This is a genomic window from Cellulomonas sp. JZ18 (genome assembly GCF_009720485.1).
GTDB lineage: Bacteria > Actinomycetota > Actinomycetes > Actinomycetales > Cellulomonadaceae > Cellulomonas.
In genome coordinates this window covers 1,592,030-1,612,633 of sequence record NZ_CP045245.1, presented here as the reverse complement: position 1 = coordinate 1,612,633, position 20,604 = coordinate 1,592,030, and the positions used below count along the sequence as shown (strand labels likewise).

Sequence of the window (20,604 nt, the reverse complement as noted above, 5' to 3'; positions counted from 1 at the left end):
GGTGACGGGCCGTACCTTCCGTAGACTGCCAGGCATGCCGCCGGTCCACGCGTCGCGCGCCGCCCTCGTCCCCGGGCAGGTCAGCCCGCGCCGCCCGGTGCCCCCGAGCATCCCGCGCCCCGAGTACGTCGACCGCCCGGCGCCCGCGCCGTGGCGCGGTCCCGACGTGTTCGACGCCGACACCGTGGCCCGCATCCGCGTGGCGGCCCGTCTCGCGGCCCGAGCGCTGGAGGAGATCGGCGCGCACGTGCGCCCCGGTGTGACGACCGACGAGCTCGACGCGATCGGGCACCAGTTCCTCGTCGACCACGGCGCGTACCCGTCGACCCTCGGCTACCGCGGCTTCCCGAAGTCGATCTGCACCTCCCTCAACGAGGTGATCTGCCACGGCATCCCGGACACGACGGTCGTGCAGGACGGCGACATCGTGAACGTCGACGTCACCGCCTACGTCGACGGCGTGCACGGTGACACGAACGCCACCTTCCTCGCCGGCGACGTCGACGAGGAGTCGCGGCTGCTCGTCGAGCGGACCCGCGAGGCGCTCGAGCGCGGGATCCGGGCGGTGAAGCCGGGCCGCGAGATCAACGTGATCGGACGTGTCATCGAGAAGTACGCGGGCCGGTTCGGGTACGGCGTCGTGCGCGACTTCACCGGCCACGGCGTCGGCCCTGCCTTCCACACGGGTCTCGTCGTCCCGCACTACGACGCCGCCCCGGCCTACGACACCGTCATCCAGCCCGGCATGGTCTTCACCATCGAGCCGATGCTCGACCTCGGGACCGCCGACTGGGAGATGTGGGACGACGGCTGGACCGTCGTCACGGCCGACCGCAGCAGGTCGGCCCAGTTCGAGCACACGCTGCTCGTCACCGACGACGGGGCGGAGGTCCTCACGCTGCCATGAGCAAGGACGCGAAGCACAAGAAGCACAAGGTCTCGACCGCGTTCGGCATCGACATCGGCGGGTCCGGCATCAAGGGCGCCCCCGTCGACCTGGCGACGGGGGCGTTCGCCGGTGAGCGTGTGCGCATCCCGACGCCGCGGCCGGCCACCCCGGCCGCCGTCGCCGACACCGTCGCGCAGGTCGTGGACTCGTTCGCGCTCGAGAAGGACGTGCCCATCGGGGTCACGTTCCCGGCCGTGATCCTGCACGGCGTGGCCCAGTCCGCGGCCAACGTCGACAGGTCGTGGATCGGCACCGACGTGGAGACGACGATCGGCGCGACGACGGGGCGGCGCGTGCTCGCCGTCAACGACGCCGACGCCGCGGGGTACGCGGAGGTGCAGTACGGCGCCGCGAAGGGCGTCCCGGGGGTGGTCCTGGTCGTGACGCTCGGGACGGGGATCGGGTCCTGCCTGGTGGTCGACGGCGTGCTCGTGCCCAACACCGAGCTGGGCCACCTGGAGGTCGACGGGCACGACGCCGAGACCCGGGCGTCGGACGCCGCGCGCGACCGCGACGGCCTGACCTTCCCGCAGTGGGCCGAGCGCCTGCAGCGGTACTTCACGGTCGTCGAGAACCTGTTCTGGCCCGACCTCATCGTCGTGGGCGGCGGGGTGAGCAAGAAGCACCAGGAGTTCCTCCCGCTGCTCGAGCTGCGGACACCGATCGTGCCCGCCGCGCTGCGCAACGCCGCCGGCATCGTGGGGGCGGCGCGCCTCGCGGCCCAGGGCGCCCACTGACCCACCTCGCACCCCCACCCGCACGCCCACCCCGCACGCCCGGCGTCCGGGGTGCCGTGCACCGCGTGCACGCGGGACCCCCGCATCACCCGGACGAGGACCGAGCCGTGGGTTAGCCACCAGGTGCGGTCCGGGTTCGCCACGTACTGTGGAGGGCATCCGCGAGTCGAGCGCCCGCTCACCCCCACGGCTGGGAAGTCGAACCGAGCCCTGGAGGTCATGTGGCTCCTGCACCCGTCAGCACCCCGTCCGCACCGCGCGCGACGTCGCCCCGCGAGGCGGCGGCCGGCACCTACCACGAGCTGTCGGCGGAGGTGAAGGCGGCAGGACTGCTCGACAGGACCCTGGGCTTCTACGTGTCGCTGCTCGCCGGCCTGACGACCGGGCTCGTCGCGCTCGTCGTCGCGTTCGTCCTGCTGGGCCACTCGTGGTGGCAGCTGCTGGTCGCGGGTCTGCTCGGCGTGCTGCTCACGCAGTTCGCGTTCGTCGCGCACGAGGCGTCGCACCGGCAGGTGCTGCTGACCGGACCCGCGAACGACCGGCTCGGGCGGGTGCTTGCCAACGGCGTCGTCGGCATCAGCCACCAGTGGTGGATGAGCAAGCACACGCGTCACCACGCGAACCCCAACAGGGTCGGCAAGGACCCGGACATCTCCCCGGACACGATCGTGTTCCTCGAGGAGCACGCCCGCGAGACTCGCGGCTTCGTCCGCCAGATCGTCAAGCGGCAGGGCTGGCTGTTCTTCCCGCTGCTGACGCTCGAGGGCCTGAACCTGCACGTCGTGGCCATCAAGAGCCTCGTGGCCGCGCCTGCCAGCCGGACGCGCACGCTCGAGATGGTCGTCATCGGCCTGCGCCTGTCGCTGTACGTCGCCCTGGTCGTGTGGGCGCTGCCGCTCGGCATGGCCGCCGCGTTCCTCGCGGTGCAGCTCGCCGTGTTCGGCGTGTACATGGGCGCCTCGTTCGCGCCGAACCACAAGGGCATGATGATGGTGCCCGAGAACAGCCGCCTGGACTTCCTCTCGAAGCAGGTGCTGACCTCGCGCAACATCGGCGGCGGCCGGTTCGTCACCGCGCTCATGGGCGGGCTCGACGCGCAGATCGAGCACCACCTCTTCCCGAGCATGCCGCGGCCCCACCTGGCCCGCGCCCGGCAGATCGTGCGGGAGCACTGCGCCCGCACCGGCGTGCCGTACACGGAGACCTCGCTCGTGCGCTCGTACGCGATCGTCGTGCAGTACCTCAACCGGGTCGGCCTCGGCGCCCGCGACCCGTTCGACTGCCCGGTGCGCGCGCAGTACCGCTGACGCCGGCGCCCTGGTATCCAGGGCGCATGGACGCGCTGGGCTGGGTGCTGGTGGTCGTCGCTGCGGCGCTGGTCCTCGTCCTGCTCGACCGGGCGGTCGCCCGCGGGTGGTTCGACCGGTTCCGGCTGTCCGTGCGGTCCGGCACGGGGTCCTCCCCGGGCGGCGGGCTGCTGCCGGACTTCGTCGAGGTCTTCCAGCCCGCGCACAAGCACCTCGTGGCGGAGCAGGAGCGCCAGCGCCTGGACGTGGTCCGCGAGGGCGACGCGGCTCCGCCGTTCGACCTCGACGCCGGCCCGGTCGCGCTCGGACCCACGGCGGACGCGCGGCCCGCCCCTGCCTCCCCTACCGTGGGGCGCATGCCCGTGGTCGTGTCCCAGATCGTCGTCGACGCCGCCGACCCCGCCGCGCTGGCCCGCTGGTGGTCCGAGGTGCTGGGCTGGCCGGTGACGGAGGAGGACGACGGGGAGGTCGTCATCGCGCCCGGGACGGGTCCGCGACCGAGTGGCTCTTCCTCCGGGTCCCCGACGAGCGCCGGGTGAAGAACCGGCTGCACTTCGACATCAGGCCCGCGGACGGCTCGGACCAGGAGACGGAGCTCGCGCGGCTGCTCGAGCTCGGCGCGACGCGGGTCGACCTCGGCCAGGGCGACGTCGCGTGGCACGTGCTCGCGGACCCCGAGGGCAACGAGTTCTGCCTCCTGCGCAGCACGCCGTCCCAGCTCGCCGCCGCGGAGGCGGCGCGGGCCGGCACGGCCGAGCCGGACGCACCGGCCGGCGCGAGCTTCTGACCACAGGACGTCCACGCAACCTGCCCGCGGCCCCCGCCCCGACCGCGCGCGCGACGGGCGGCGGTGGTGCTGAGGTGGGACCGTGCTGCGCCGCCGCTCCCCCGCCCCCGTCGCGTCGCCCGCCGAGCGCGGGTTCACGGGGGTCGAGGAGCGCATCGACCGGCGGGCGCACGCGCGCCTGCGCGCCCTGGGCGCACGCGGCTGGCGGACGGGCGCGCTCGAGCTCGTCGTGTTCGTGCTCAAGCAGGCGTGGGCGTGCCTCTTCGGCGCGCTCATGCTCGCGCTGCTGCTGGCGGCGCGGTTCTGGTACCCGGACGGCGCCGCGCTCGCCCGCGACGACGCGCTCACGCTCGCGGCCGTCGCGCTGCAGGTGCTCATGCTCGCCACGCGGCTGGAGACGGCCCGCGAGATGCGCGTCGTGGGTCTCTTCCACGTCGTGGGCACGGTCATGGAGGTCTTCAAGACGCACGTGGGGTCGTGGGCCTACGCCGCCGACGGCGTCCTGCGCATCGGGGACGTGCCGCTCTACTCCGGCTTCATGTACGCGGCCGTGGGCTCCTACCTCGTGCGCACGTTCCGCATCTTCGACCTGCGGTTCGACCGCTGGCCCCGGCGACACGTGACCGCCGTGCTCGCCACCGCGGTCTACGTCAACTTCTTCACGCACCACTGGGTGCCGGACGCGCGCTGGCTGCTGGTCGCGGCGGTGCTCGTCGTGTTCGGCCGCACCGTCATGCACTACCGGGTGCACGCGCGCACGTGGCGGATGCCCGTGGTCGTCGCGTTCCTCCTCGTGGCCGCCGCCATCTGGGTCGCGGAGAACGTCGCGACGTACGCCGACGCGTGGCTCTACCCGTCCCAGGCCGACGGCTGGCACCTGGTGTCGCTGAGCAAGCTCGGCTCGTGGTTCCTGCTCATGCTCATCTCGGTGGTGCTGGTCGCGTGGGTGTACCCGCCGCAGCCGCCCGAGGCGGGCGGGGCCGGGGTGGTCCCGTCGGCGGGCCTGGTCCCCGCGGCCGGCCTGGTCCCCGGGGTGACGCGCCGGCGGCCGCCGCGCGGGCCGGTAGGCTGTCGGGTGCGGATGAGTCAGCCAGGCGGCCGCGTCGGTCCCTCCCCGGAGGGCCCGCCGAGGAACGTCCGGGCTCCGCAGGGCAGGGTGGTGGGTAACACCCACCCGGGGTGACCCGCGGGACAGTGCCACAGAGAGCAGACCGCCACGCACGACCGGTCCGCCGGACGTGCGGGGTAAGGGTGAAACGGTGGTGCAAGAGACCACCAGCGTGCCGGGTGACCGGTGCGGCTAGGTAAACCCCACCCGGAGCAAGGCCAGACAGGGAGCGTCCGAGGGCTGCCCGCCCGAGCTCCCGGGTAGGCCGCTGGAGGCGTGCGGCAACGTACGTCGTAGATGGATGGCCGCCACCCGCGCGGGGGCAACCGCGCGCGGGGACAGAACCCGGCGTACCGGCTGACTCATCCGCCTCACCCGCGTCCGCGGGGCGCTCCCCTGGGGGCGGCGTGCCGGCCCGGGGCCCGCGCGCGACGGGCTACAGCTCGGCCCCGGGCTTCATCGCGATGATCTGCACGAGGTTGCCGCACGTGTCGTCGAAGACGGCGACGTGGGCGTTGCCGATGTCCGTCGGCGGCTGCGTGAACTGCACGCCGCGCGCGGTGAGCCGCTCGTGCTCGGCGTGCACGTCGTCGACCGCGAGCTGGATCAGCGGGATGCCGTCCTCGACGAGCGCGTCCCGGTACGGCTTCACGGCCGGGTGGCCGGCCGGCTCGAGCAGCAGCTCGGGCCCGTCGGGCCGCTCGGGCGACACGACCGTCAGCCAGGCGGCGTCGCCGAGCGGCACGTCGTGCCGCTTCACGAAGCCCAGGACGTCGGTGTAGAAGGCCAGCGCCGTGCGCTGGTCGTCCACGAACACGCTGGTCAGCTCGATCCTCATGGTGCGCTCCTGGCGTCGGGGGCCACCGCCGGGTGATCTCGGCGAGCGGCTCGGGGCGGAAGTGGTGGAACTTGGACCGGCCGCGGCGCTCCGTCGACACCAGCCCGGCCGCCTCGAGCACCGCGAGGTGCTGGGAGACCGCCTGGCGGCTCATGCTCACGCCGTGCCGTGTCACGAGCGCGGTGCAGATGTCGAACAGCGTCAGCCCGTCCCGCGCGGCCAGCTCGTCGAGCACCAGCCTGCGGGTCTCGTCGTCCAGGGCGCGGAAGATGTCGGCCACGGGCCCACCATAGGCAAGTTCTGGCTTGCCTATCAACCCCGGCGTCAGACGTCGACGCGGTAGTCCAGCGTCAGCTCGTCACCGGCGCGGCCACGGATCCCCCAGTGCGTCGGCGGGGCCTCGAGGACGACCACCTCGAGGTCGTCCGACCCGAGCCCGAGCGCCGGTGCGACGTCGTCGTAGAACGCGGCGATCAGCGCGCGGACGGCCGCCGGGCTGCGGCCGGTGAAGCAGACGACCTCCACCACCAGGTAGCCCTCGCCGCGCGGCGCGACGAGGTCGTCGTCGTCGAGCCAGAGGAAGCGGTGGAACCGCTTCTCCTCCGGCAGGCCCCAGGCGGACGTCACGGCGCCGTGGACGGCGTCGGAGACCTCGTGCCGCCGCCCCGCCCACACCGAGCGCCGGCCGTAGACCTTCACGTGAGCCATCGCACGCCCCTTCTCGTCCCCCGCGGCGCGGTCGCGCGCCTCACCGCACCGTACAGTCGGCCGGTGCTCGTGATGCTCCCGCCCTCGGAGGGCAAGACGCCCGCCGCGACCGGCGCGCCCGTCGACCTGGACGCCCTCGCTCACCCGGACCTCACGCCGCTGCGCGCCCAGGTGCTCGACGCGCTCGTCGAGGTCAGCGCCCGCGCCGACGCCCCCGCGACGCTCGGCGTCTCCCCCGGGCTCGCCGCGGAGGTCGCACGCAACACCACGTTGCGCGAGGCCCCGGCGGCGCCCGCCGCCCGCGTCTACACCGGCGTCCTGTACGCGGCGGCCGGCCTCGCGGACCTCACGCCCGCCGCCCGTACCCGCGCAGCGGCGCACGTGCGCATCGTCTCCGGTCTGTGGGGCGTCGTGACGCCGACCGACCGCATCCCCGCCTACCGCCTGTCGATGGGCACCGACCTGCCGGGCGTCGGGCCCCTCGCCGCGGCGTGGCGGGGACCGCTCGGCGACACCCTCGTTGCGGAGGCCGCCGGCGCACTCGTCGTCGACTGCCGCTCCGCCACCTACCTCGCCGCGTGGACGCCGCCGGCCGACGCCGACTGGGTCACGGTGCGGGTCCTGCGCGAGGTGGACGGCCGCCGCTCCGTCGTCTCGCACCACGCCAAGCACACACGCGGCGTGCTCACCCGCCACCTGCTCACCCGCCGGGGCCGCGCACCCCGCGACGCCGACGAGCTCGCGCACGCCGCGTCCGCCCTCGTCGGGGACGCGCTGCTCGCCGTCGAGCTCGGCGCTCCGCCGCGCCGCGGCGCCCGGACGCTCTCGCTCGTGGTGGCCTGAGATGGGCCGTCCCGTCCGCGGCGCGCTGCACCACGTCGAGCTCTGGCTGCCCGACGACGACGCGGCGTGGACCTCCTTCACGTGGTTGCTGAGCCGGCTCGGGTACGAGCGGACGAGCACCTGGCGCACCGGCTCCGGATGGACTCTGGGCCCCACGTACCTCGTGCTGGAGACGGGCCCGGACGTGGAGCCGGTCCCGCACGAGCGGCGTCGCCCGGGCGTCAACCACCTCGCGTTCCACGCCGGGTCGCGCGCGGACGTCGACGACCTCGTCGCCGACGCGCCGGCGCACGGCTGGTCGCTCCTGTTCGCCGAGGACCACCCGTTCGCGGGCGGCCCGGACCACTACGCCGCCTACCTCGAGAACGCCGCCGGCTTCGAGGTCGAGCTGGTGGCCGCGCAGGACGGGACCACAGCGGCCTGAGCCGGGACGGCGGCGGACCGTCAGGCCCGGCCCCACCCCTCGCTCGGCGCCCCGGCGACCGCGATCTCGTCCCGCTTGTCCGCGTACAGCCGGATGATGCTGACCGCCGCCGGCGCGACGCGCAGCTGGCTCCAGGTGCCGGGGTCGGCGCCCATGGTGACGCCGAGGGCGGCGCGGATCGCGACCGCGTGCGAGACGACGACGACCGTGCGCGGACCGCCGGTCTGCAGCGCGTCCAGCCCCGCCCGCAGCCGCACGCCGACGTCCTCGATCGACTCGCCACCGCCCGGCGGGCGCAGCCGGCCGGACGTGTGCCACGGCTCGAGCTGCCCGGGCCAGCGCTCCTCGATCTCCTCGGCCGTCAGACCCTGCCAGTCGCCGAAGTCCGCCTCCTGGAACGCGGCGTCCGTGCGCACCTGCAGCCCGAGCCGCTCGGCGATCACCGCGGCGGTCTGCTGCGTGCGGACCATCGGCGACGCGACGAGCTCGCTCGGGTAGGCGATGTCGCCCCACAGGTCGCGGCCCACGCGGTCCACGAGCGCTGCCGCGGCGGCCGCCTGCGCCCGCCCGTGCTCGTCGAGCGGGGGCCGGGCTCGGACGAGCCGGAGTACCCGCGCGAGACCGTCATGGTGGTCTGCCCGTGCCGCACGAGCACCACCGTCACCGGCTCGGCGCTGTCGAAGCGCACCGCCGCCCCGAGGGCCGCGCCCGTCGCGCCGGCTCCTGCGCCGCCGCGGTCCCGGTCCCGGCCGGGTCGGTCGTGGTGGCGTGGTCGAGGGCGTCGGCCCCGCTCGTGCCCTCGGGACGCTCCGTCATCGTCAGGCCCCCTCGGTCCCGCGGACGAGGATCCGCCCGCACTCCTCGCAGCGGACGACGGCGTCCGCGGGCTTGGCGCGGATGGCCTCGAGGTCGAGCGGGTTGAGCTCGAGCCGGCAGCCCTCGCAGCGGTTGCCCCGCAGCGGCGCGGCGCCCCGGCCCTGGTGCTGGTTGCGCAGCCGCTCGTACAGGGTGACGAGCCCGGCGTCGATGCCGTCCACGGCCGTCGCCCGGACGGAGCGCAGCCGCTCGACCTCGGCGTCGATCTCCGCGTAGCCGGCGTCGCGCTCGGCGGCGACCTTCTCGTGCTCGGCGACGAGCGCGGCGTGCGCCTGCTCGAGCTCGGCCAGCGTGCTCTCGTGCGCCTCGAGACGCTCCATCATCTCGAGCTCGACCTCCTCGAGGTCGGACTGGCGACGCGCGAGGCTCTCGAGCTCGCTGGACAGCGCCTGCATGTCCTTCGCCGACCCCTGGCCGGCGTCCAGCCGCTGCTGGTTGCGCGCGGCGCGGGAGCGCACCTGCTCGACGTCCGCCTCGGACTTCGCGAGCTCGGCGCGCAGGTCGGACGCCGCGGTGCGGGACGTGACGAGCGCGGTGTCGAGGTCGGCGAGCTGCGCGTCGAGCTCGATGAGGCGGGCCAGGGCCGGCAGCGTGCGCCGCTTGTGCGCGAGCTGGTCGAGGCGGGTGTCGAGCTCCTGGACGTCCAGGAGGCGGCGCTGGTCGACTGCGGGGGCACTCGTCACGGGGTTCCTTCCGGCTGGGTGCTGGCCGTCTGATCCACGCGACCCGTCCACGGGTCGGTGCTCAGCGTGCTCACGCGGGTCTCCACCGTAGTGCCCTGCGCCTGCAGGTCCGCGACCAGGTCGGCCGCCGCCCGCGCCAGCCACGGCCACTCCGAGGCCGAGTGCGCGAGGTCGACGAGCGCGGGGCGGGGTGCACCTCCCGCGGCCTCGAACGCGGCCCGCTCCTGCTGCTCGGAGGCGGGGTGGTGGCGCAGGTCCGCGGTGACGTAGGCGTCGACGTCCGCGGCGCGCACCGCGTCGAACAGCGAGTCGCCGGACCCGCCGAGCACCGCGACGCGCCGGACGGTCATCTGCGGGTCGCCCGCCCAGCGGACCCCCTGCACGGTGGCGGGCACGGCGCGGGCGACGCGGGCCGCGAAGTCGGCGAGGGTCGCCGGCTCGGGCAGGGTCCCCACCCGGCCGAGGCCCGTGGAGCCCGGCTCGGCGGCGAGCTCCAGCACGTCGAACGCGGGCTCCTCGTAGGGGTGGGCGGCGCGCAGCGCGGCGAGCACGCGCGCACGGGCCGACCGGGGGGCGACCATCTCGACGCGGGTCTCGCGCACGTGCTCACGGCGCCCGACCGCACCGATCGCCGGCGCGGCGCCCTCCTGAGGCGTGAACGTCCCCTCCCCGGTCGTCGTCCACGCGCAGCGCTCGTAGTCCCCGAGCGCGCCGGCGCCGGCGTCCGCGAGCGCGTCGACCAGTGCCTCCGCCTGCTCCTCGGGGACGAACACCACGACCTTGTCGAGCGCGGGCGACGGCACGGGCACGAGCGGCACGGTGTCGACGAGGCCGACGGCCTCCGCCAGCGCCTCCGCCACGCCGCCCCGGGCGGCGTCCGCGTTCGTGTGGGCGGCGTAGAGGGCGCACCCGCCGCGCACGAGGCGGTGCACGAGCGCGCCCTTGTAGGTCGTCGCGGCGACCGAGTGCACGCCGCGCAGGAACAGCGGGTGGTGCGTCAGGAGCAGGTCGGCGCCCCACTCCAGCGCCTCGTCCACGACGGCGGCGACGGGGTCGACCGCGAGCAGCACCCGCCGCACCGGCTCGGCCGGGTCGCCCGCGACGAGGCCGACGGCGTCCCACGACTCGGCCGTCCCGGGCGGGTACCGCTTCTCGAGCGCCGCGACGACGTCACGCAGCGTCGGCGCGCTCACGGCAGCACCAGGGACTTCGTCACCGTCCGCTCGTCCATCGCCCGGTACGCGTCGGCCACGTCGTCGAGCGCGAACGTCCCGTCGAACACCAGGCCCGGCTCGATCGTGCCCGCCCACACGTCGGGCAGCAGGCCCTCGACGTACGCGCGGACCGGCGCGACCCCGCCGAGCACGCCGATGTTCGCGCCGAACATCTGCCCGATCGGCAGCTCCGGGCCGCCGGCCGGCACGCCCACGTAGCCGACCCGGCCGCCGGGGCGCACGGTGTCGAGCGACTGCTGCATCGACTCCTTCGTCCCGACGCACTCGAGCACCGCGTCCGGTCCGACGCCCCCGAGCAGGTCGCGCACCGCGGCGGCACCCTCGTCGCCGCGCTCCGCGACCACGTCCGTGGCGCCGAAGCGCACCGCGAGCGCCGCACGCGCCTCGTGCCGGGACAGGGCGACCACGCGCTCGGCACCGAGCCGGCGCGCTGCGATGACGGCGCACAGGCCGACCGCGCCGTCGCCGACGACCGCCACGGTGGAGCCCGCCCGCACGCCGCCCGCGAGCGCGGCGTGGTGGCCGGTCCCCATGACGTCGGTGAGCGTGAGCACGTGCGGCAGCAGCGCCTCGTCCGGGTGCTCAGGGGTGACGACGAGCGTGCCGTCGGCGAACGGCACGCGGACGTACTCGCCCTGGCCGCCGTCGACCATGTCGCCGTGGCGGTCCGGGCCGCCCCAGCCGGCGCCGTTGACGCAGGACGTGTGCACGCCGTTGCGGCAGTGCACGCAGGTGTCGTCGCTGACGACGAACGGCGCGACGACGAAGTCGCCGACCTTCACGCGGGCGACGTCGGCCCCGACCTCCTCGACGACGCCCACGAACTCGTGCCCCATCCGGCGCGGCTCGCGCACCTCGCGCACGCCGCGGTACGGCCACAGGTCGGAGCCGCACACGCAGCTCGCGACGACGCGCACGACGGCATCGGTGGGACGGCGGACCTCGGGGTCGGGCACCTGCTCGACGCGGACGTCGCGGGGCCCGTGCAGGACGGTGGCTCGCACGGGCCGAGCCTACGTCGCCGCTAGGCTGTCGCACGCTCCAGGGGCCTGTAGCTCAGTTGGTCAGAGCGCCGCGCTTACACCGCGGAGGTCGTCGGTTCGAGACCGGCCGGGCCCACCTCGTCGACAGCACCGTCCACGCCCGGACGCCTACCGTGGTCCCGTGCCCGCGTCCCCGCTGCCGCCGTGGCCCGTCGTCGCACCGGCCCACGGGCTCGTCCTGCTGCGCGAGGTGCGTCCGGACGACGCCGCCATGGCCCGCGAGCTGTCGACCGACCCCTACGTCCCGACGATCGGCACGCTGCCGCCGCACGCCGGGTGGGACGAGGCGCAGGCGTGGGTCGAGCGCCAGCGCGCCCGGCACGCGGAGGGAGCGGGCTTCTCGTTCACCGTGGTCGACGCACGCTCCGCCACCGCCGTCGGGCACTGCGGGCTCTGGCTGCGCGACCTCGCGGACGGGCGCGGCACCGCCGGGTACGCCGTCGTGCCCTCGGCGCGACGGCGCGGGTACGCGACCGACGCCCTGGTCGCGCTCACGCGCTTCGGCTGGACCATGCCCGGGCTGCGGCGCATCACGCTCCTCGTCGAGCCCTGGAACGTCGCCTCCGTGCGCACGGCCGAGCGCGCCGGGTACGTGCGGGACGGGCTGCTGCGCGACCACCCGCTCACCGGCGGTGCACGGCGCGACGTCGTCGTGCTGGTCGCGGAGCGCGAGGACCGGCAGCGCGGGGACTAGCGGCCGCGCGCGAGCGCCGCGAGCGCCTCGCGGTACGCCGCGATCGGGCGCGCCTCGCCCCGCGGGTTCACGACCGACCAGCGCACGACCCCCTCGGCGTCGACGAGGAAGCTGCCGCGCAGCGCGAGGCCGTGCTCCTCGTCGAACACGCCGTAGGCGCGCGCCGCGGCGCCGTGCGGCCAGAAGTCGGACAGCAGCTCGAACCCGTGCCGCTCCTGCTCCGACCAGGCACGCAGCGCGAACATCGGGTCGCAGGAGATGCCCAGCAGCGTGACGCCGGCCGCCTCGAACGCGGACAGGTTGTCCCGCAGCTCGCACAGCTCGCCCGAGCAGATGCGCGAGAACGCGAACGGGAAGAAGACGAGCACCACGGGCCCGCCGCGCAGCGCGCGCAGCGAGACGGGGCTGCCGTGGGTGTCCGGCAGCGTGAGGTCCGGTGCGACGTCCCCGACGGCGGGGACGCTCACCGCACGGTCACTTGCCGCGGCCGCGCGTCGCCAGGCGCGTGGCGGACCAGTCGGGCCCGATCGCGAACGTCGTCATCGCGTGCAGGCCGGACGTCGTCGCGGCCTCCTCGATGTCGCTGTGCTTGACGTGCCCGGGACGCCCGGCCTTCGGCGTGAAGACCCAGATCGGACCGTTGTCGTCCAGGACCGTCATCGCGTCGACGAGGAAGTCGGTGAGGTCGCCGTCGTCGTCGCGGAACCAGATGACCGCGCCGTCCGTGACGTCGTCGTAGTCCTCGTCCACGAGCTCGTTGCCCGTGAGCGCCTCGAGCCCCGTGCGGAGGTTCTCGTCGACGTCGTCGTCGTAACCCAGCTCCTGCACGACCTGCCCGGCCACGAAGCCGAGACGAGCGGCCGCCTGCGTCGCGGCGTCGTCCGCGGTGGAAGACACGTCCGGCCCGTTCCCTTCTGCCCGACGGCTGCGACGGGGGCCGGCTGGCCCCCACCGGCGGGCCCTCCTGACGGGTCCGCCTGCCGATGTCGGCACACGTTAGCCCACCCGGGCGCTCCCGTCCCCGGCAACGTCCTGCACGGACGCGTGCGCGCCCGTGTCGCCGACGTCACGGCCACCGGTGTGACTTTCCACCCCGCATCGTCCGAGAATGGTCCGACTACCCGCAGCCGCGACCGCTCGCCACCCGCGCGAGAGCCGACCGCGGGACTGCCAGGCGCACCGGGGCGAACCCGCCGCGGGTGCGCACGAGACGCGAAGGAGCACCCGGTGGCTTCCATCGACGAGACGGGCCCGCTGATCGGCGGCCTGCTCAGCCAGGTCCCCGACATCGACCCGGAGGAGACCGGTGAGTGGGTCGAGTCGCTCGACGGCCTGATCGACGAGAAGGGCGGCCCGCGCGCGCGGTACGTCCTCATGAGCATGCTGCGTCACGCGCGGCAGCGGAACGTGGCGATCCCGGCGTCGCTGAACACCCCGTACGTCAACACCATCGCGGTGCACAACGAGCCCTACTTCCCCGGTGACGAGGTCATGGAGCGGCGCTACCGCTCCTGGATCCGCTGGAACGCCGCCGTCATGGTGACGCGCGCGCAGCGTCCCGGCGTGGCGGTCGGCGGGCACATCTCCTCGTACGCCTCGGTCGCCACCCTCACCGAGGTCGGCCTCAACCACTTCTTCCGGGGCAAGGACCACCCCGGCGGCGGCGACCAGGTCTTCTTCCAGGGGCACGCCTCCCCCGGCGTCTACGCCCGCGCCCTGCTCGAGGGCCGGCTGACCGAGCAGCAGCTCGACGGCTTCCGGCAGGAGGTGTCGCACCCGGGCGGCGGTCTGCCGTCGTACCCGCACCCGCGCCTCGCCCCGGAGCTGTGGGAGTTCCCGACGGTGTCGATGGGCCTGGGCCCGGCCGCCGCGATCTACCAGGCCTGGACGAACAAGTACCTGCACAACCGCGGCATCAAGGACACCAGCCAGCAGGACGTCTGGGCGTTCCTCGGCGACGGCGAGATGGACGAGCCGGAGTCCCGCGGCATGCTGCAGCACGCGGCGCAGCAGGGGCTGGACAACCTCACGTTCGTCGTCAACTGCAACCTGCAGCGCCTCGACGGGCCGGTGCGCGGCAACGGCAAGATCATCCAGGAGCTCGAGGCGCAGTTCCGCGGCGCCGGGTGGAACGTCATCAAGGTCATCTGGGGCCGCGAGTGGGACACCCTGCTCAACGCCGACAAGGACCGCGCGCTCGTGCACCTCATGAACACGACGCCGGACGGGGACTTCCAGACGTTCCGCGCCGAGAACGGCGCGTTCATCCGCGAGCACTTCTTCGGCCGCGACCCGCGCACCAAGGCGCTCGTCGAGAAGATGACGGACGACGAGATCTGGGCGCTCAAGCGCGGCGGCCACGACTACCGCAAGCTCTACGCCGCCTACAAGGCCGCGCGCGAGCACACGGGCCAGCCGACGGTGATCCTCGCGCACACCATCAAGGGCTACGGGCTCGGGTCCGGCTTCGCGGGGCGCAACGCGACGCACCAGATGAAGAAGCTCAAGGTCGACGAGCTCAAGACGCTGCGCGACTCGCTGCACATCCCGATCACGGACGAGCAGCTCGAGGCCGACCCGTACCTGCCGCCGTACTACAACCCCGGCCCGGAGGACCCGGCGATCCAGTACATGCTGGAGCGCCGCCGCCAGCTCGGCGGCTTCGTGCCCGAGCGCCGCTCGAACCCGAACCCGATCAAGCTCCCGGAGCCGAAGCTCTACGAGGGCCTGGCCAAGGGCTCGGGCTCGCAGGAGGTCGCCACGACCATGGCGCTCGTGCGCCTGTTCAAGGACCTGCTGAAGGACAAGGAGTTCGGTCACCGCCTGGTGCCGATCATCCCCGACGAGGCCCGCACCTTCGGTCTCGACTCGATCTTCCCGAGCGCGAAGATCTTCAACACGAACGGCCAGAACTACATGGCCGTCGACCGTGCGCTGATGCTCTCCTACAAGGAGAGCGAGGCCGGCCAGATCATGCACACCGGCATCAACGAGGCCGGGTCGGCGGCAGCCTTCCAGGCCACGGGCACGTCGTACGCGACCCACGGCGAGCCGCTGATCCCGTTCTACTTCTACTACTCGATGTTCGGGTTCCAGCGGACCGGCGACCAGTTCTGGGCCGCCGGCGACCAGATGGCGCGCGGCTTCCTCATCGGCGCCACGGCCGGCCGCACGACGCTGACCGGCGAGGGCCTGCAGCACGCCGACGGCCACTCGCCGCTGCTGGCGGGGACCATGCCGCACGTCGTGCACTACGACCCGGCGTACGGGTACGAGATCCGGCACATCGTGCGCGACGGCATCGAGCGCATGTACGGCGACGGGTCCGACGGCCGTGACCAGAACGTCATCTACTACCTGACGGTCTACAACGAGCCGATGGTCCAGCCGGCCGAGCCGGAGGGCGTGGACGTCGAGGGCATCCTCAAGGGCATCCACCTCATCGCCCCCGCCGAGGGTGACGGGCCGCGTGCCCAGATCCTCGCGTCGGGCGTCGGGGTGCCGTGGGCGCTCGAGGCGCAGAAGCTCCTCGCCGACGACTGGGGCGTGCGCGCCGCGGTGTGGTCCGTGACGAGCTGGAACGAGCTGCGCCGCGACGCGCTCGCCGCCGAGCAGCACGCGTTCCTGCACCCGGGCGAGGAGCCGCGCACGCCGTACCTGACGGCGAAGCTCCAGGGTGCCGAGGGGCCGTTCGTCGCCACGACGGACTACGACCACCTCGTCGCGGACCAGGTGCGCGCCTGGGTGCCCGGCCGCTACGCCACGCTCGGCGCCGACGGCTTCGGCTTCTCCGACACCCGCGCGGCGGCCCGCCGGCACTTCAAGATCGACGGCCCGTCGACCGCGGTGCGCGTGCTGCAGCAGCTCGTGCTCGAGGGCAAGGTCGACCCGTCGCTGCCGGCACAGGCGATCGAGCGGTACCGCCTGCACGACGTCACCGCCGGCACGTCCGGCAACACGGGCGGCGACTCCTGACGGGTCGCGGCACCCGCTGACACGACGAGCGGGCGGCCCCGGGAGACCGGGACCGCCCGCTCGTGGCGTTCGTGGCCGTGGTGCAGGGCCGCGCGGGGCCCTGGCGCTGTCAGGTGCCGGGGATGGACTGCTCCGCCTGGGCGACCTGCCGCGTCAGCTCGGCGCGCAGGTCCGCGATCGCGCGCTGGTCCGGGTACAGGTCGAGCGAGGCGAGGTGCTGCTTGGCGTCCAGCGGGCGGTCGGCCTCGATCGCGGCCCGCACGAGCTGCCGTGCCACCGCCGGGTCGTGCTCACGGGGGCGCCAGTGCCCGACGCCGAGGTTGAGGGCGTCGACCGGCATCCCGGCGTCGCACAGGAGCGCCAGCGCCTCGACGAGCGCGCGGCCGGAGGTGTCGCGCTCCGCGGCCGTGGTGAGGCGGCGGATCGTGCCCTCGTGGTCGTCCCGGACCGACAGCCGGGCGAGCTCGATGAGCGGGTACCAGGCGCGGGGGTTGCCCGAGAGCTCCTCGCCGAGCGACCACACCGCCAGGTCGGCGGCGTGCTGCCGCTCGTGCTCGACGTTCGGCGCCGTCAGCGGGTCCTCCTCCGGCACCTGCTCCGCGGCACGGCGGCGGACGATCTCGGCGAGCGCCTGGAACGCGCGCTCGTTGTTCGGGTCGTCGCTCAGCATCGAGCGCAGCGCGTCCTCGTGGAGGGTGTCCCCACGGCGCGCGGCCGTCGTAGGACGACGCGCCCCGACCCGTGAGGCCGAGGTCGGTCGCCGCATGAGCTGGCGCAGTCGAGGCAGGAGAGCCATGCCGAGACCCTATCCGTTCCGTCCGGTCCGCACCCGTCCGGAGCTGGTCCGCCAGGCGTGAGGACCACCTCGGCCTTTGTCGACTTCCCACAAGCGCCGCCCCTATGCTCGCTCGCATGACGTCCCCTCCCACGGCCGACCGGCCGGGCCCGCCGCCGCCCGGGGCGGTGCCCGACGACGTCGCGGACGGGGCGCACCCGGTCGTCGCGCGGCCGCGGGCCGCGAGCGCGCGGGTGCGCACCGCCCGTCCGCCGTCCGCGGCGCGCACGGGCGACCACGCGGACGCCGGCGGCACCGAGACGCAGCGGCGCGTGCGCGAGGGTGCGGGGCAGCTCGCGGTGGCGGCGATGCGCCGGCTCGACGCCGACCTCGAGTGGTACCGGGCGCTGCCGGCGGAGGACCGGTCGTGGGTCAACCTCGTCGCGCAGGCGGGCATCACGGCGTTCGTCACGTGGTTCGCGGACCCGTCCCGCCCGCCGCACGGCGTCGGCGAGATCTTCGCGGCGGCGCCGCCCGAGCTGACGCGCTCCATCTCGCTGCAGCACACGCTGCAGCTCGTGCGCGTCGTCGTCGACGTCGTCGAGACGCACAGCGACCGCCTGGCCGCTCCCGGCGCCGAGCGCGAGCTGCGCGAGGCCGTGCTGCGGTACTCGCGCGAGGTCGCCTTCTCGGCGGCCGAGGTCTACGCGCGCGCCGCCGAGGTGCGCGGCGGGTGGGACGCCCGCCTGGAGGCGCTGGTCGTGGACGCGCTCGTGCGCGGCGACGCCGACGACGCCCTGCGCTCGCGCGTCGCGGCGATCGGCTGGAGCGGGCGCGGCTCCACGCTCGTCGTCGTCGGGACCACGGCCGCGCACCTGGACGAGGTGCGCGTCGCGGACCTGCGCCGCGCCACGCGGCGGGCCGCCGACGACGCGCTCGTCGGCATCCTCGGCGACCGGCTCGTCGTCTTCCTCGGGGGTGAGGGCGACCTGCGGGCGGCCGCGATGGGCCTGCTGCCGCGGTTCGGGCCCGGTCCCGTCGTGATCGGCCCGCCGGCGCCCGGGCTCGTCGAGAGCACGGCCTCGGCCCGGGCGGCGCTCGCCGGCCTGCAGGCGGCGGCGGGCTGGGAGCAGGTGCCCCGGCCCGTGCTCGCCGACGACCTGCTGCCCGAGCGCGTCCTGGTCGGGGACGCCGACGCCCGCCGCGCCCTCGTGGAGCGGGCGTTCGTCCCGCTCGCGGCGAGCCAGGGCTCGCTGCTCGAGACCCTGTCCGCCTACCTGGGCGCGGGGCGCTCCCTGGAGGCGGCCGCGCGCAGCCTGTACGTGCACCCGAACACGGTGCGCTACCGGCTGCGCCGCGTCGCCGACGTCACGGGCTGGGACCCGCTGGACGCGCGCGAGTCGTACGTCCTGCAGACCGCGCTCGCCGTCGGACGCCTGGACGCCGCACGCCCCTGACCCCGCTCGGCACACGCGCCTTTGTACAGGTGCGACAAGCCTGGCTCACGAGGTTGGTACGAGCCGTGACCGGGTGCCGCACCGGCGGGACGGCACAGTGGTCGGGTGCTCGTCGTCGCCTGCCCCGGTCAGGGTGCCCAGTCCCCCGGCATGCTCGCCCCCTGGCTCGAGGTCGACGGGTTCGCCGACCTCCTCGCGCGTGCGAGCGAGGTGACGGGGGCGGACCTGACGGCCCACGGGACCACGTCCGACGCGGAGACGATCCGCGACACCGCCGTGGCGCAGCCGCTGCTGGTCGCCACCGCCCTCGCCAGCCTGCGGGCGGTCCTCGACGCGCCGCTCGGCACCGACCTCGCGCAGGTCGTGCCCGGGCGGGTCGACGTCGCGGCGGGCCACTCGGTGGGCGAGCTCGCCGCCGCGGCCGTCGCGGGCGTCCTGAGCGACGACGACGCGCTGGCGCTCGTCGCGGTGCGGGGCGCCGCCATGGCGCGTGCCGCCGCCGCGACGCCCACGGGCATGAGCGCGGTCCTCGGCGGCGACCCTGACGAGGTCCTGGCCCGGCTCGCCGCGCTCGGGCTCGTCCCCGCCAACGTCAACGGCGGCGGCCAGGTCGTCGCGGCCGGCACGCTCGACGCCCTCGCGGCGCTCGCCGCGGAGCCGCCGGCGCGCGTGCGGGTCGTGCCGCTGCAGGTCGCGGGCGCGTTCCACACGGAGCACATGGCGCCGGCCGTCGACGAGCTCGCCGCCGCCGCCGCGCGCCTGTCGCCGCGCGAGCCCGTCGTCACGCTGCTCGGCAACGCCGACGGCGCGGTCGTCGCGGACGGCGCCGACGCGCTCGCCCGCCTGGTCGCGCAGGTGGCCCGGCCGGTCCGGTGGGACCTGTGCCAGGCCACGCTGGCGGACCTCGGTGTCACGGCGCTGCTCGAGGTCGCCCCCGGCGGCGTCCTCACCGGCCTCGCCCGGCGTACGCTGCCGGGGGTCGAGACCGTGGCGCTGAAGTCGCCCGCCGACCTCGACGCGGCGCGCGACCTCGTGCGCCGCCACGCCGGCGGCGCGCAGCCGTCCCCCTCGACCACCACGCAGGAGAGCTCGTCGTGACCCGTCCGACCCTGACGCAGGCCACCGGGCCCGCGCACACCCGCATCCTCGGCATCGGCGGCGTCCGCGGCGAGCGCGTCGTGCCCAACGACGACCTCGTCGGTCCCATCGACTCCTCGGACGAGTGGATCCGGCAGCGCACCGGCATCGTGACCCGGCGCCGGGCGGACGCCTCGACCGACGTCCTGGACCTGGCCGAGGGCGCCGCCCGCGCCGCCCTCGAGAACGCCGGCCTGACGGGTGCCGACATCGACGCGGTGATCCTGTCCACGGTCACGTACTTCCACCAGACCCCCGCGGGGGCCGCGATCGTCGCGGACCGCATCGGCGCGACGCCCGCCGCCGCCTTCGACATCTCCGCCGCGTGCGCCGGGTACTGCTACGGCATCGGCCAGGCGGACGCGCTTGTGCGCGCCGGCACCGCCCGCAACGTGCTCGTCATCGGCGCCGAGAAGATGAGCGACTTCGTCGACCCGACGGACCGCACCATCTCCTTCCTGCTCGGCGACGGCGCCGGCGCGGTCGTCGTCGGCCCGTCCGACACGCCGGGCATCGGCCCGACCGTGTGGGGCTCGGACGGCGGCCAGGCGCAGGCGATCCGCCAGACGCACTCGTGGCTCGCGACGCGCGACGAGGGCGCCGGCTGGCCCACGCTGCGCCAGGAGGGGCAGAGCGTCTTCAAGTGGGCCGTGTGGCAGATGGCGCCGGTCGCGCAGAAGGCCATGGACGCCGCGGGCGTCACGGCCGACGACATCGAGGCGTTCATCCCCCACCAGGCGAACATGCGGATCATCGACCAGATGATCAAGCAGCTGAAGCTGCCGGAGTCCGTGGTCGTCGGGCGCGACATCGCCGACACGGGCAACACGTCGGCCGCGTCCATCCCGCTGGCCACCGAGCGGCTGCTGCGCGAGGGGCAGGTGCCCTCGGGCGCGCTCGCGCTGCAGATCGGCTTCGGCGCCGGCCTCGTCTACGCCGCGCAGGTCGTCGTCCTGCCCTGAGCCCGTGCCGCGGCCCGGCGGCGCCGCACGCCCCGGGTACCGTCAGCACGTTTCGTCCGAGCACCA

21 protein-coding genes, 1 tRNA gene, 1 other RNA gene and 2 pseudogenes are annotated in these 20,604 nt (G+C 74.8%); 15 read left to right on the top strand and 10 right to left on the bottom strand.

Annotation, left to right across the window (positions count from 1 at the left end; translation table 11 throughout):
• Positions 1–34 precede the first annotated feature (34 nt).
• The 7 genes and pseudogenes from map to rnpB all read left to right on the top strand — a co-directional run bounded on the left by map (position 35) and on the right by rnpB (position 5,257).
• On the top strand, positions 35–907 hold the full coding sequence (gene map, locus GC089_RS07380) for a type I methionyl aminopeptidase (protein WP_155377087.1): 873 nt from the start codon (positions 35–37) through the stop codon (positions 905–907).
• Positions 904–1,686 carry a polyphosphate--glucose phosphotransferase gene (ppgK, locus tag GC089_RS07375; protein WP_155377085.1) on the top strand — a complete coding sequence of 261 codons (783 nt, stop codon included), beginning with the start codon at positions 904–906 and terminating at the stop codon, positions 1,684–1,686. The genes map and ppgK overlap by 4 nt, the downstream gene beginning before the upstream one ends.
• 221 nt (positions 1,687–1,907) lie before the next feature.
• Entirely contained in the window at positions 1,908–2,993 is a 1,086-nt protein-coding gene (locus tag GC089_RS07370) for an acyl-CoA desaturase (RefSeq protein ID WP_155377083.1), read from the top strand.
• 26 nt (positions 2,994–3,019) lie between these two features.
• The gene (locus GC089_RS20000; RefSeq protein WP_370514089.1) at positions 3,020–3,532 is read left to right on the top strand and encodes a DUF6191 domain-containing protein; all 513 of its coding nucleotides are present in this window, start codon (positions 3,020–3,022) and stop codon (positions 3,530–3,532) included.
• On the top strand, positions 3,529–3,780 hold the full coding sequence (locus GC089_RS19995) for a VOC family protein (protein ID WP_370514088.1): 252 nt from the start codon (positions 3,529–3,531) through the stop codon (positions 3,778–3,780). Before GC089_RS20000 ends, GC089_RS19995 begins: the two co-directional genes overlap by 4 nt.
• A gap of 274 nt (positions 3,781–4,054) precedes the next feature.
• A pseudogene (locus GC089_RS07355) lies at positions 4,055–4,651 on the top strand (DUF817 family protein); the annotation flags it as partial.
• A 211-nt stretch (positions 4,652–4,862) separates the two neighbouring features.
• Positions 4,863–5,257, top strand: an RNA gene (gene rnpB / locus GC089_RS07350) — RNase P RNA component class A.
• A 67-nt stretch (positions 5,258–5,324) separates the two neighbouring features.
• Here rnpB and GC089_RS07345 read toward each other — a convergent pair.
• The 3 genes and pseudogenes from GC089_RS07345 to GC089_RS07335 form a co-directional block, all read right to left on the bottom strand.
• On the bottom strand, positions 5,325–5,726 hold the full coding sequence (locus GC089_RS07345; RefSeq protein ID WP_155377081.1) for a VOC family protein: 402 nt from the start codon (positions 5,724–5,726) through the stop codon (positions 5,325–5,327).
• 46 nt (positions 5,727–5,772) lie between these two features.
• Positions 5,773–6,006: pseudogene (locus tag GC089_RS07340) on the bottom strand (ArsR/SmtB family transcription factor); the annotation flags it as partial.
• Positions 6,007–6,050: 44 nt separating this feature from the next.
• A complete protein-coding gene (locus GC089_RS07335) occupies positions 6,051–6,434 on the bottom strand; it encodes a tautomerase family protein (RefSeq protein WP_155377079.1) in 384 nt (127 codons plus the stop codon).
• 63 nt (positions 6,435–6,497) lie between these two features.
• Between GC089_RS07335 and GC089_RS07330 the strand changes: the two genes are divergently transcribed.
• Both GC089_RS07330 and GC089_RS07325 read left to right on the top strand, forming a co-directional pair.
• A complete protein-coding gene (locus GC089_RS07330) occupies positions 6,498–7,277 on the top strand; it encodes a YaaA family protein (protein WP_155377078.1) in 780 nt (259 codons plus the stop codon).
• A 1-nt stretch (position 7,278) separates the two neighbouring features.
• Positions 7,279–7,701 carry a VOC family protein gene (locus GC089_RS07325; protein ID WP_155377076.1) on the top strand — a complete coding sequence of 141 codons (423 nt, stop codon included), beginning with the start codon at positions 7,279–7,281 and terminating at the stop codon, positions 7,699–7,701.
• A gap of 20 nt (positions 7,702–7,721) precedes the next feature.
• Here GC089_RS07325 and GC089_RS07320 read toward each other — a convergent pair whose 3' ends face one another.
• The 4 genes from GC089_RS07320 to GC089_RS07305 all read right to left on the bottom strand — a co-directional run bounded on the left by GC089_RS07320 (position 7,722) and on the right by GC089_RS07305 (position 11,499).
• A complete protein-coding gene (locus GC089_RS07320; protein ID WP_230685135.1) occupies positions 7,722–8,237 on the bottom strand; it encodes a histidine phosphatase family protein in 516 nt (171 codons plus the stop codon).
• Between the two features lie 282 nt (positions 8,238–8,519).
• Positions 8,520–9,260 carry a zinc ribbon domain-containing protein gene (locus tag GC089_RS07315; RefSeq protein ID WP_155377074.1) on the bottom strand — a complete coding sequence of 247 codons (741 nt, stop codon included), beginning with the start codon at positions 9,258–9,260 and terminating at the stop codon, positions 8,520–8,522.
• Positions 9,257–10,453 (bottom strand): Nif3-like dinuclear metal center hexameric protein, encoded by a 1,197-nt coding sequence (locus tag GC089_RS07310; protein ID WP_155377073.1) that lies wholly within the window; start codon positions 10,451–10,453, stop codon positions 9,257–9,259. Before GC089_RS07310 ends, GC089_RS07315 begins: the two co-directional genes overlap by 4 nt.
• The gene (locus GC089_RS07305) at positions 10,450–11,499 is read right to left on the bottom strand and encodes a zinc-dependent alcohol dehydrogenase family protein (RefSeq protein WP_155377071.1); all 1,050 of its coding nucleotides are present in this window, start codon (positions 11,497–11,499) and stop codon (positions 10,450–10,452) included. Before GC089_RS07305 ends, GC089_RS07310 begins: the two co-directional genes overlap by 4 nt.
• 41 nt (positions 11,500–11,540) lie before the next feature.
• Here GC089_RS07305 and GC089_RS07300 point away from each other — a divergent pair.
• Positions 11,541–11,614: transfer RNA gene (locus tag GC089_RS07300), tRNA-Val, on the top strand.
• A 45-nt stretch (positions 11,615–11,659) separates the two neighbouring features.
• Positions 11,660–12,232, top strand: a complete 573-nt coding sequence (locus GC089_RS07295; RefSeq protein ID WP_230685134.1) for a GNAT family N-acetyltransferase — start codon at positions 11,660–11,662, stop codon at positions 12,230–12,232.
• Here GC089_RS07295 and GC089_RS07290 read toward each other — a convergent pair.
• Together GC089_RS07290 and GC089_RS07285 are read right to left on the bottom strand one after the other, a co-directional pair.
• Complete coding sequence (locus tag GC089_RS07290) at positions 12,229–12,699, bottom strand: peroxiredoxin (RefSeq protein ID WP_155377069.1); 471 nt, start codon at positions 12,697–12,699, stop codon at positions 12,229–12,231. The genes GC089_RS07295 and GC089_RS07290 overlap by 4 nt on opposite strands.
• 7 nt (positions 12,700–12,706) lie before the next feature.
• Positions 12,707–13,129 carry a DUF3052 domain-containing protein gene (locus tag GC089_RS07285; RefSeq protein WP_155377067.1) on the bottom strand — a complete coding sequence of 141 codons (423 nt, stop codon included), beginning with the start codon at positions 13,127–13,129 and terminating at the stop codon, positions 12,707–12,709.
• Between the two features lie 330 nt (positions 13,130–13,459).
• On the opposite strand from GC089_RS07285, the gene aceE reads away from it, so the two are divergent.
• Positions 13,460–16,207 (top strand): pyruvate dehydrogenase (acetyl-transferring), homodimeric type, encoded by a 2,748-nt coding sequence (gene aceE, locus GC089_RS07280; protein WP_155377064.1) that lies wholly within the window; start codon positions 13,460–13,462, stop codon positions 16,205–16,207.
• Positions 16,208–16,316: 109 nt separating this feature from the next.
• Here the strand turns inward: aceE and GC089_RS07275 are convergent, their stop codons facing one another.
• Complete coding sequence (locus tag GC089_RS07275; RefSeq protein ID WP_196250854.1) at positions 16,317–17,003, bottom strand: hypothetical protein; 687 nt, start codon at positions 17,001–17,003, stop codon at positions 16,317–16,319.
• A gap of 116 nt (positions 17,004–17,119) precedes the next feature.
• Here GC089_RS07275 and GC089_RS07270 point away from each other — a divergent pair, with 116 nt between their 5' ends.
• The 3 genes from GC089_RS07270 to GC089_RS07260 all read left to right on the top strand — a co-directional run bounded on the left by GC089_RS07270 (position 17,120) and on the right by GC089_RS07260 (position 20,538).
• On the top strand, positions 17,120–18,439 hold the full coding sequence (locus GC089_RS07270; protein ID WP_230685133.1) for a CdaR family transcriptional regulator: 1,320 nt from the start codon (positions 17,120–17,122) through the stop codon (positions 18,437–18,439).
• Between the two features lie 105 nt (positions 18,440–18,544).
• Positions 18,545–19,537 (top strand): ACP S-malonyltransferase, encoded by a 993-nt coding sequence (locus tag GC089_RS07265; protein ID WP_155377063.1) that lies wholly within the window; start codon positions 18,545–18,547, stop codon positions 19,535–19,537.
• On the top strand, positions 19,534–20,538 hold the full coding sequence (locus GC089_RS07260; protein ID WP_155377061.1) for a beta-ketoacyl-ACP synthase III: 1,005 nt from the start codon (positions 19,534–19,536) through the stop codon (positions 20,536–20,538). Before GC089_RS07265 ends, GC089_RS07260 begins: the two co-directional genes overlap by 4 nt.
• Positions 20,539–20,604 lie beyond the last annotated feature (66 nt).

Excerpts from the sequence above, each read along its gene's own strand:
- GC089_RS20000 (WP_370514089.1), top strand. The coding sequence starts at position 3,020 with ATGGACGCGCTGGGCTGGGTGCTGGTGGTCGTCGCTGCGGCGCTGGTC.
- GC089_RS07275 (WP_196250854.1), bottom strand. The coding sequence starts at position 17,003 with ATGGCTCTCCTGCCTCGACTGCGCCAGCTCATGCGGCGACCGACCTCG.
- GC089_RS07345 (WP_155377081.1), bottom strand. The coding sequence starts at position 5,726 with ATGAGGATCGAGCTGACCAGCGTGTTCGTGGACGACCAGCGCACGGCG.
- ppgK (WP_155377085.1), top strand. The coding sequence starts at position 904 with ATGAGCAAGGACGCGAAGCACAAGAAGCACAAGGTCTCGACCGCGTTC.
- GC089_RS07270 (WP_230685133.1), top strand. The coding sequence starts at position 17,120 with ATGACGTCCCCTCCCACGGCCGACCGGCCGGGCCCGCCGCCGCCCGGG.
- map (WP_155377087.1), top strand. The coding sequence starts at position 35 with ATGCCGCCGGTCCACGCGTCGCGCGCCGCCCTCGTCCCCGGGCAGGTC.
- GC089_RS07335 (WP_155377079.1), bottom strand. The coding sequence starts at position 6,434 with ATGGCTCACGTGAAGGTCTACGGCCGGCGCTCGGTGTGGGCGGGGCGG.
- GC089_RS07325 (WP_155377076.1), top strand. The coding sequence starts at position 7,279 with ATGGGCCGTCCCGTCCGCGGCGCGCTGCACCACGTCGAGCTCTGGCTG.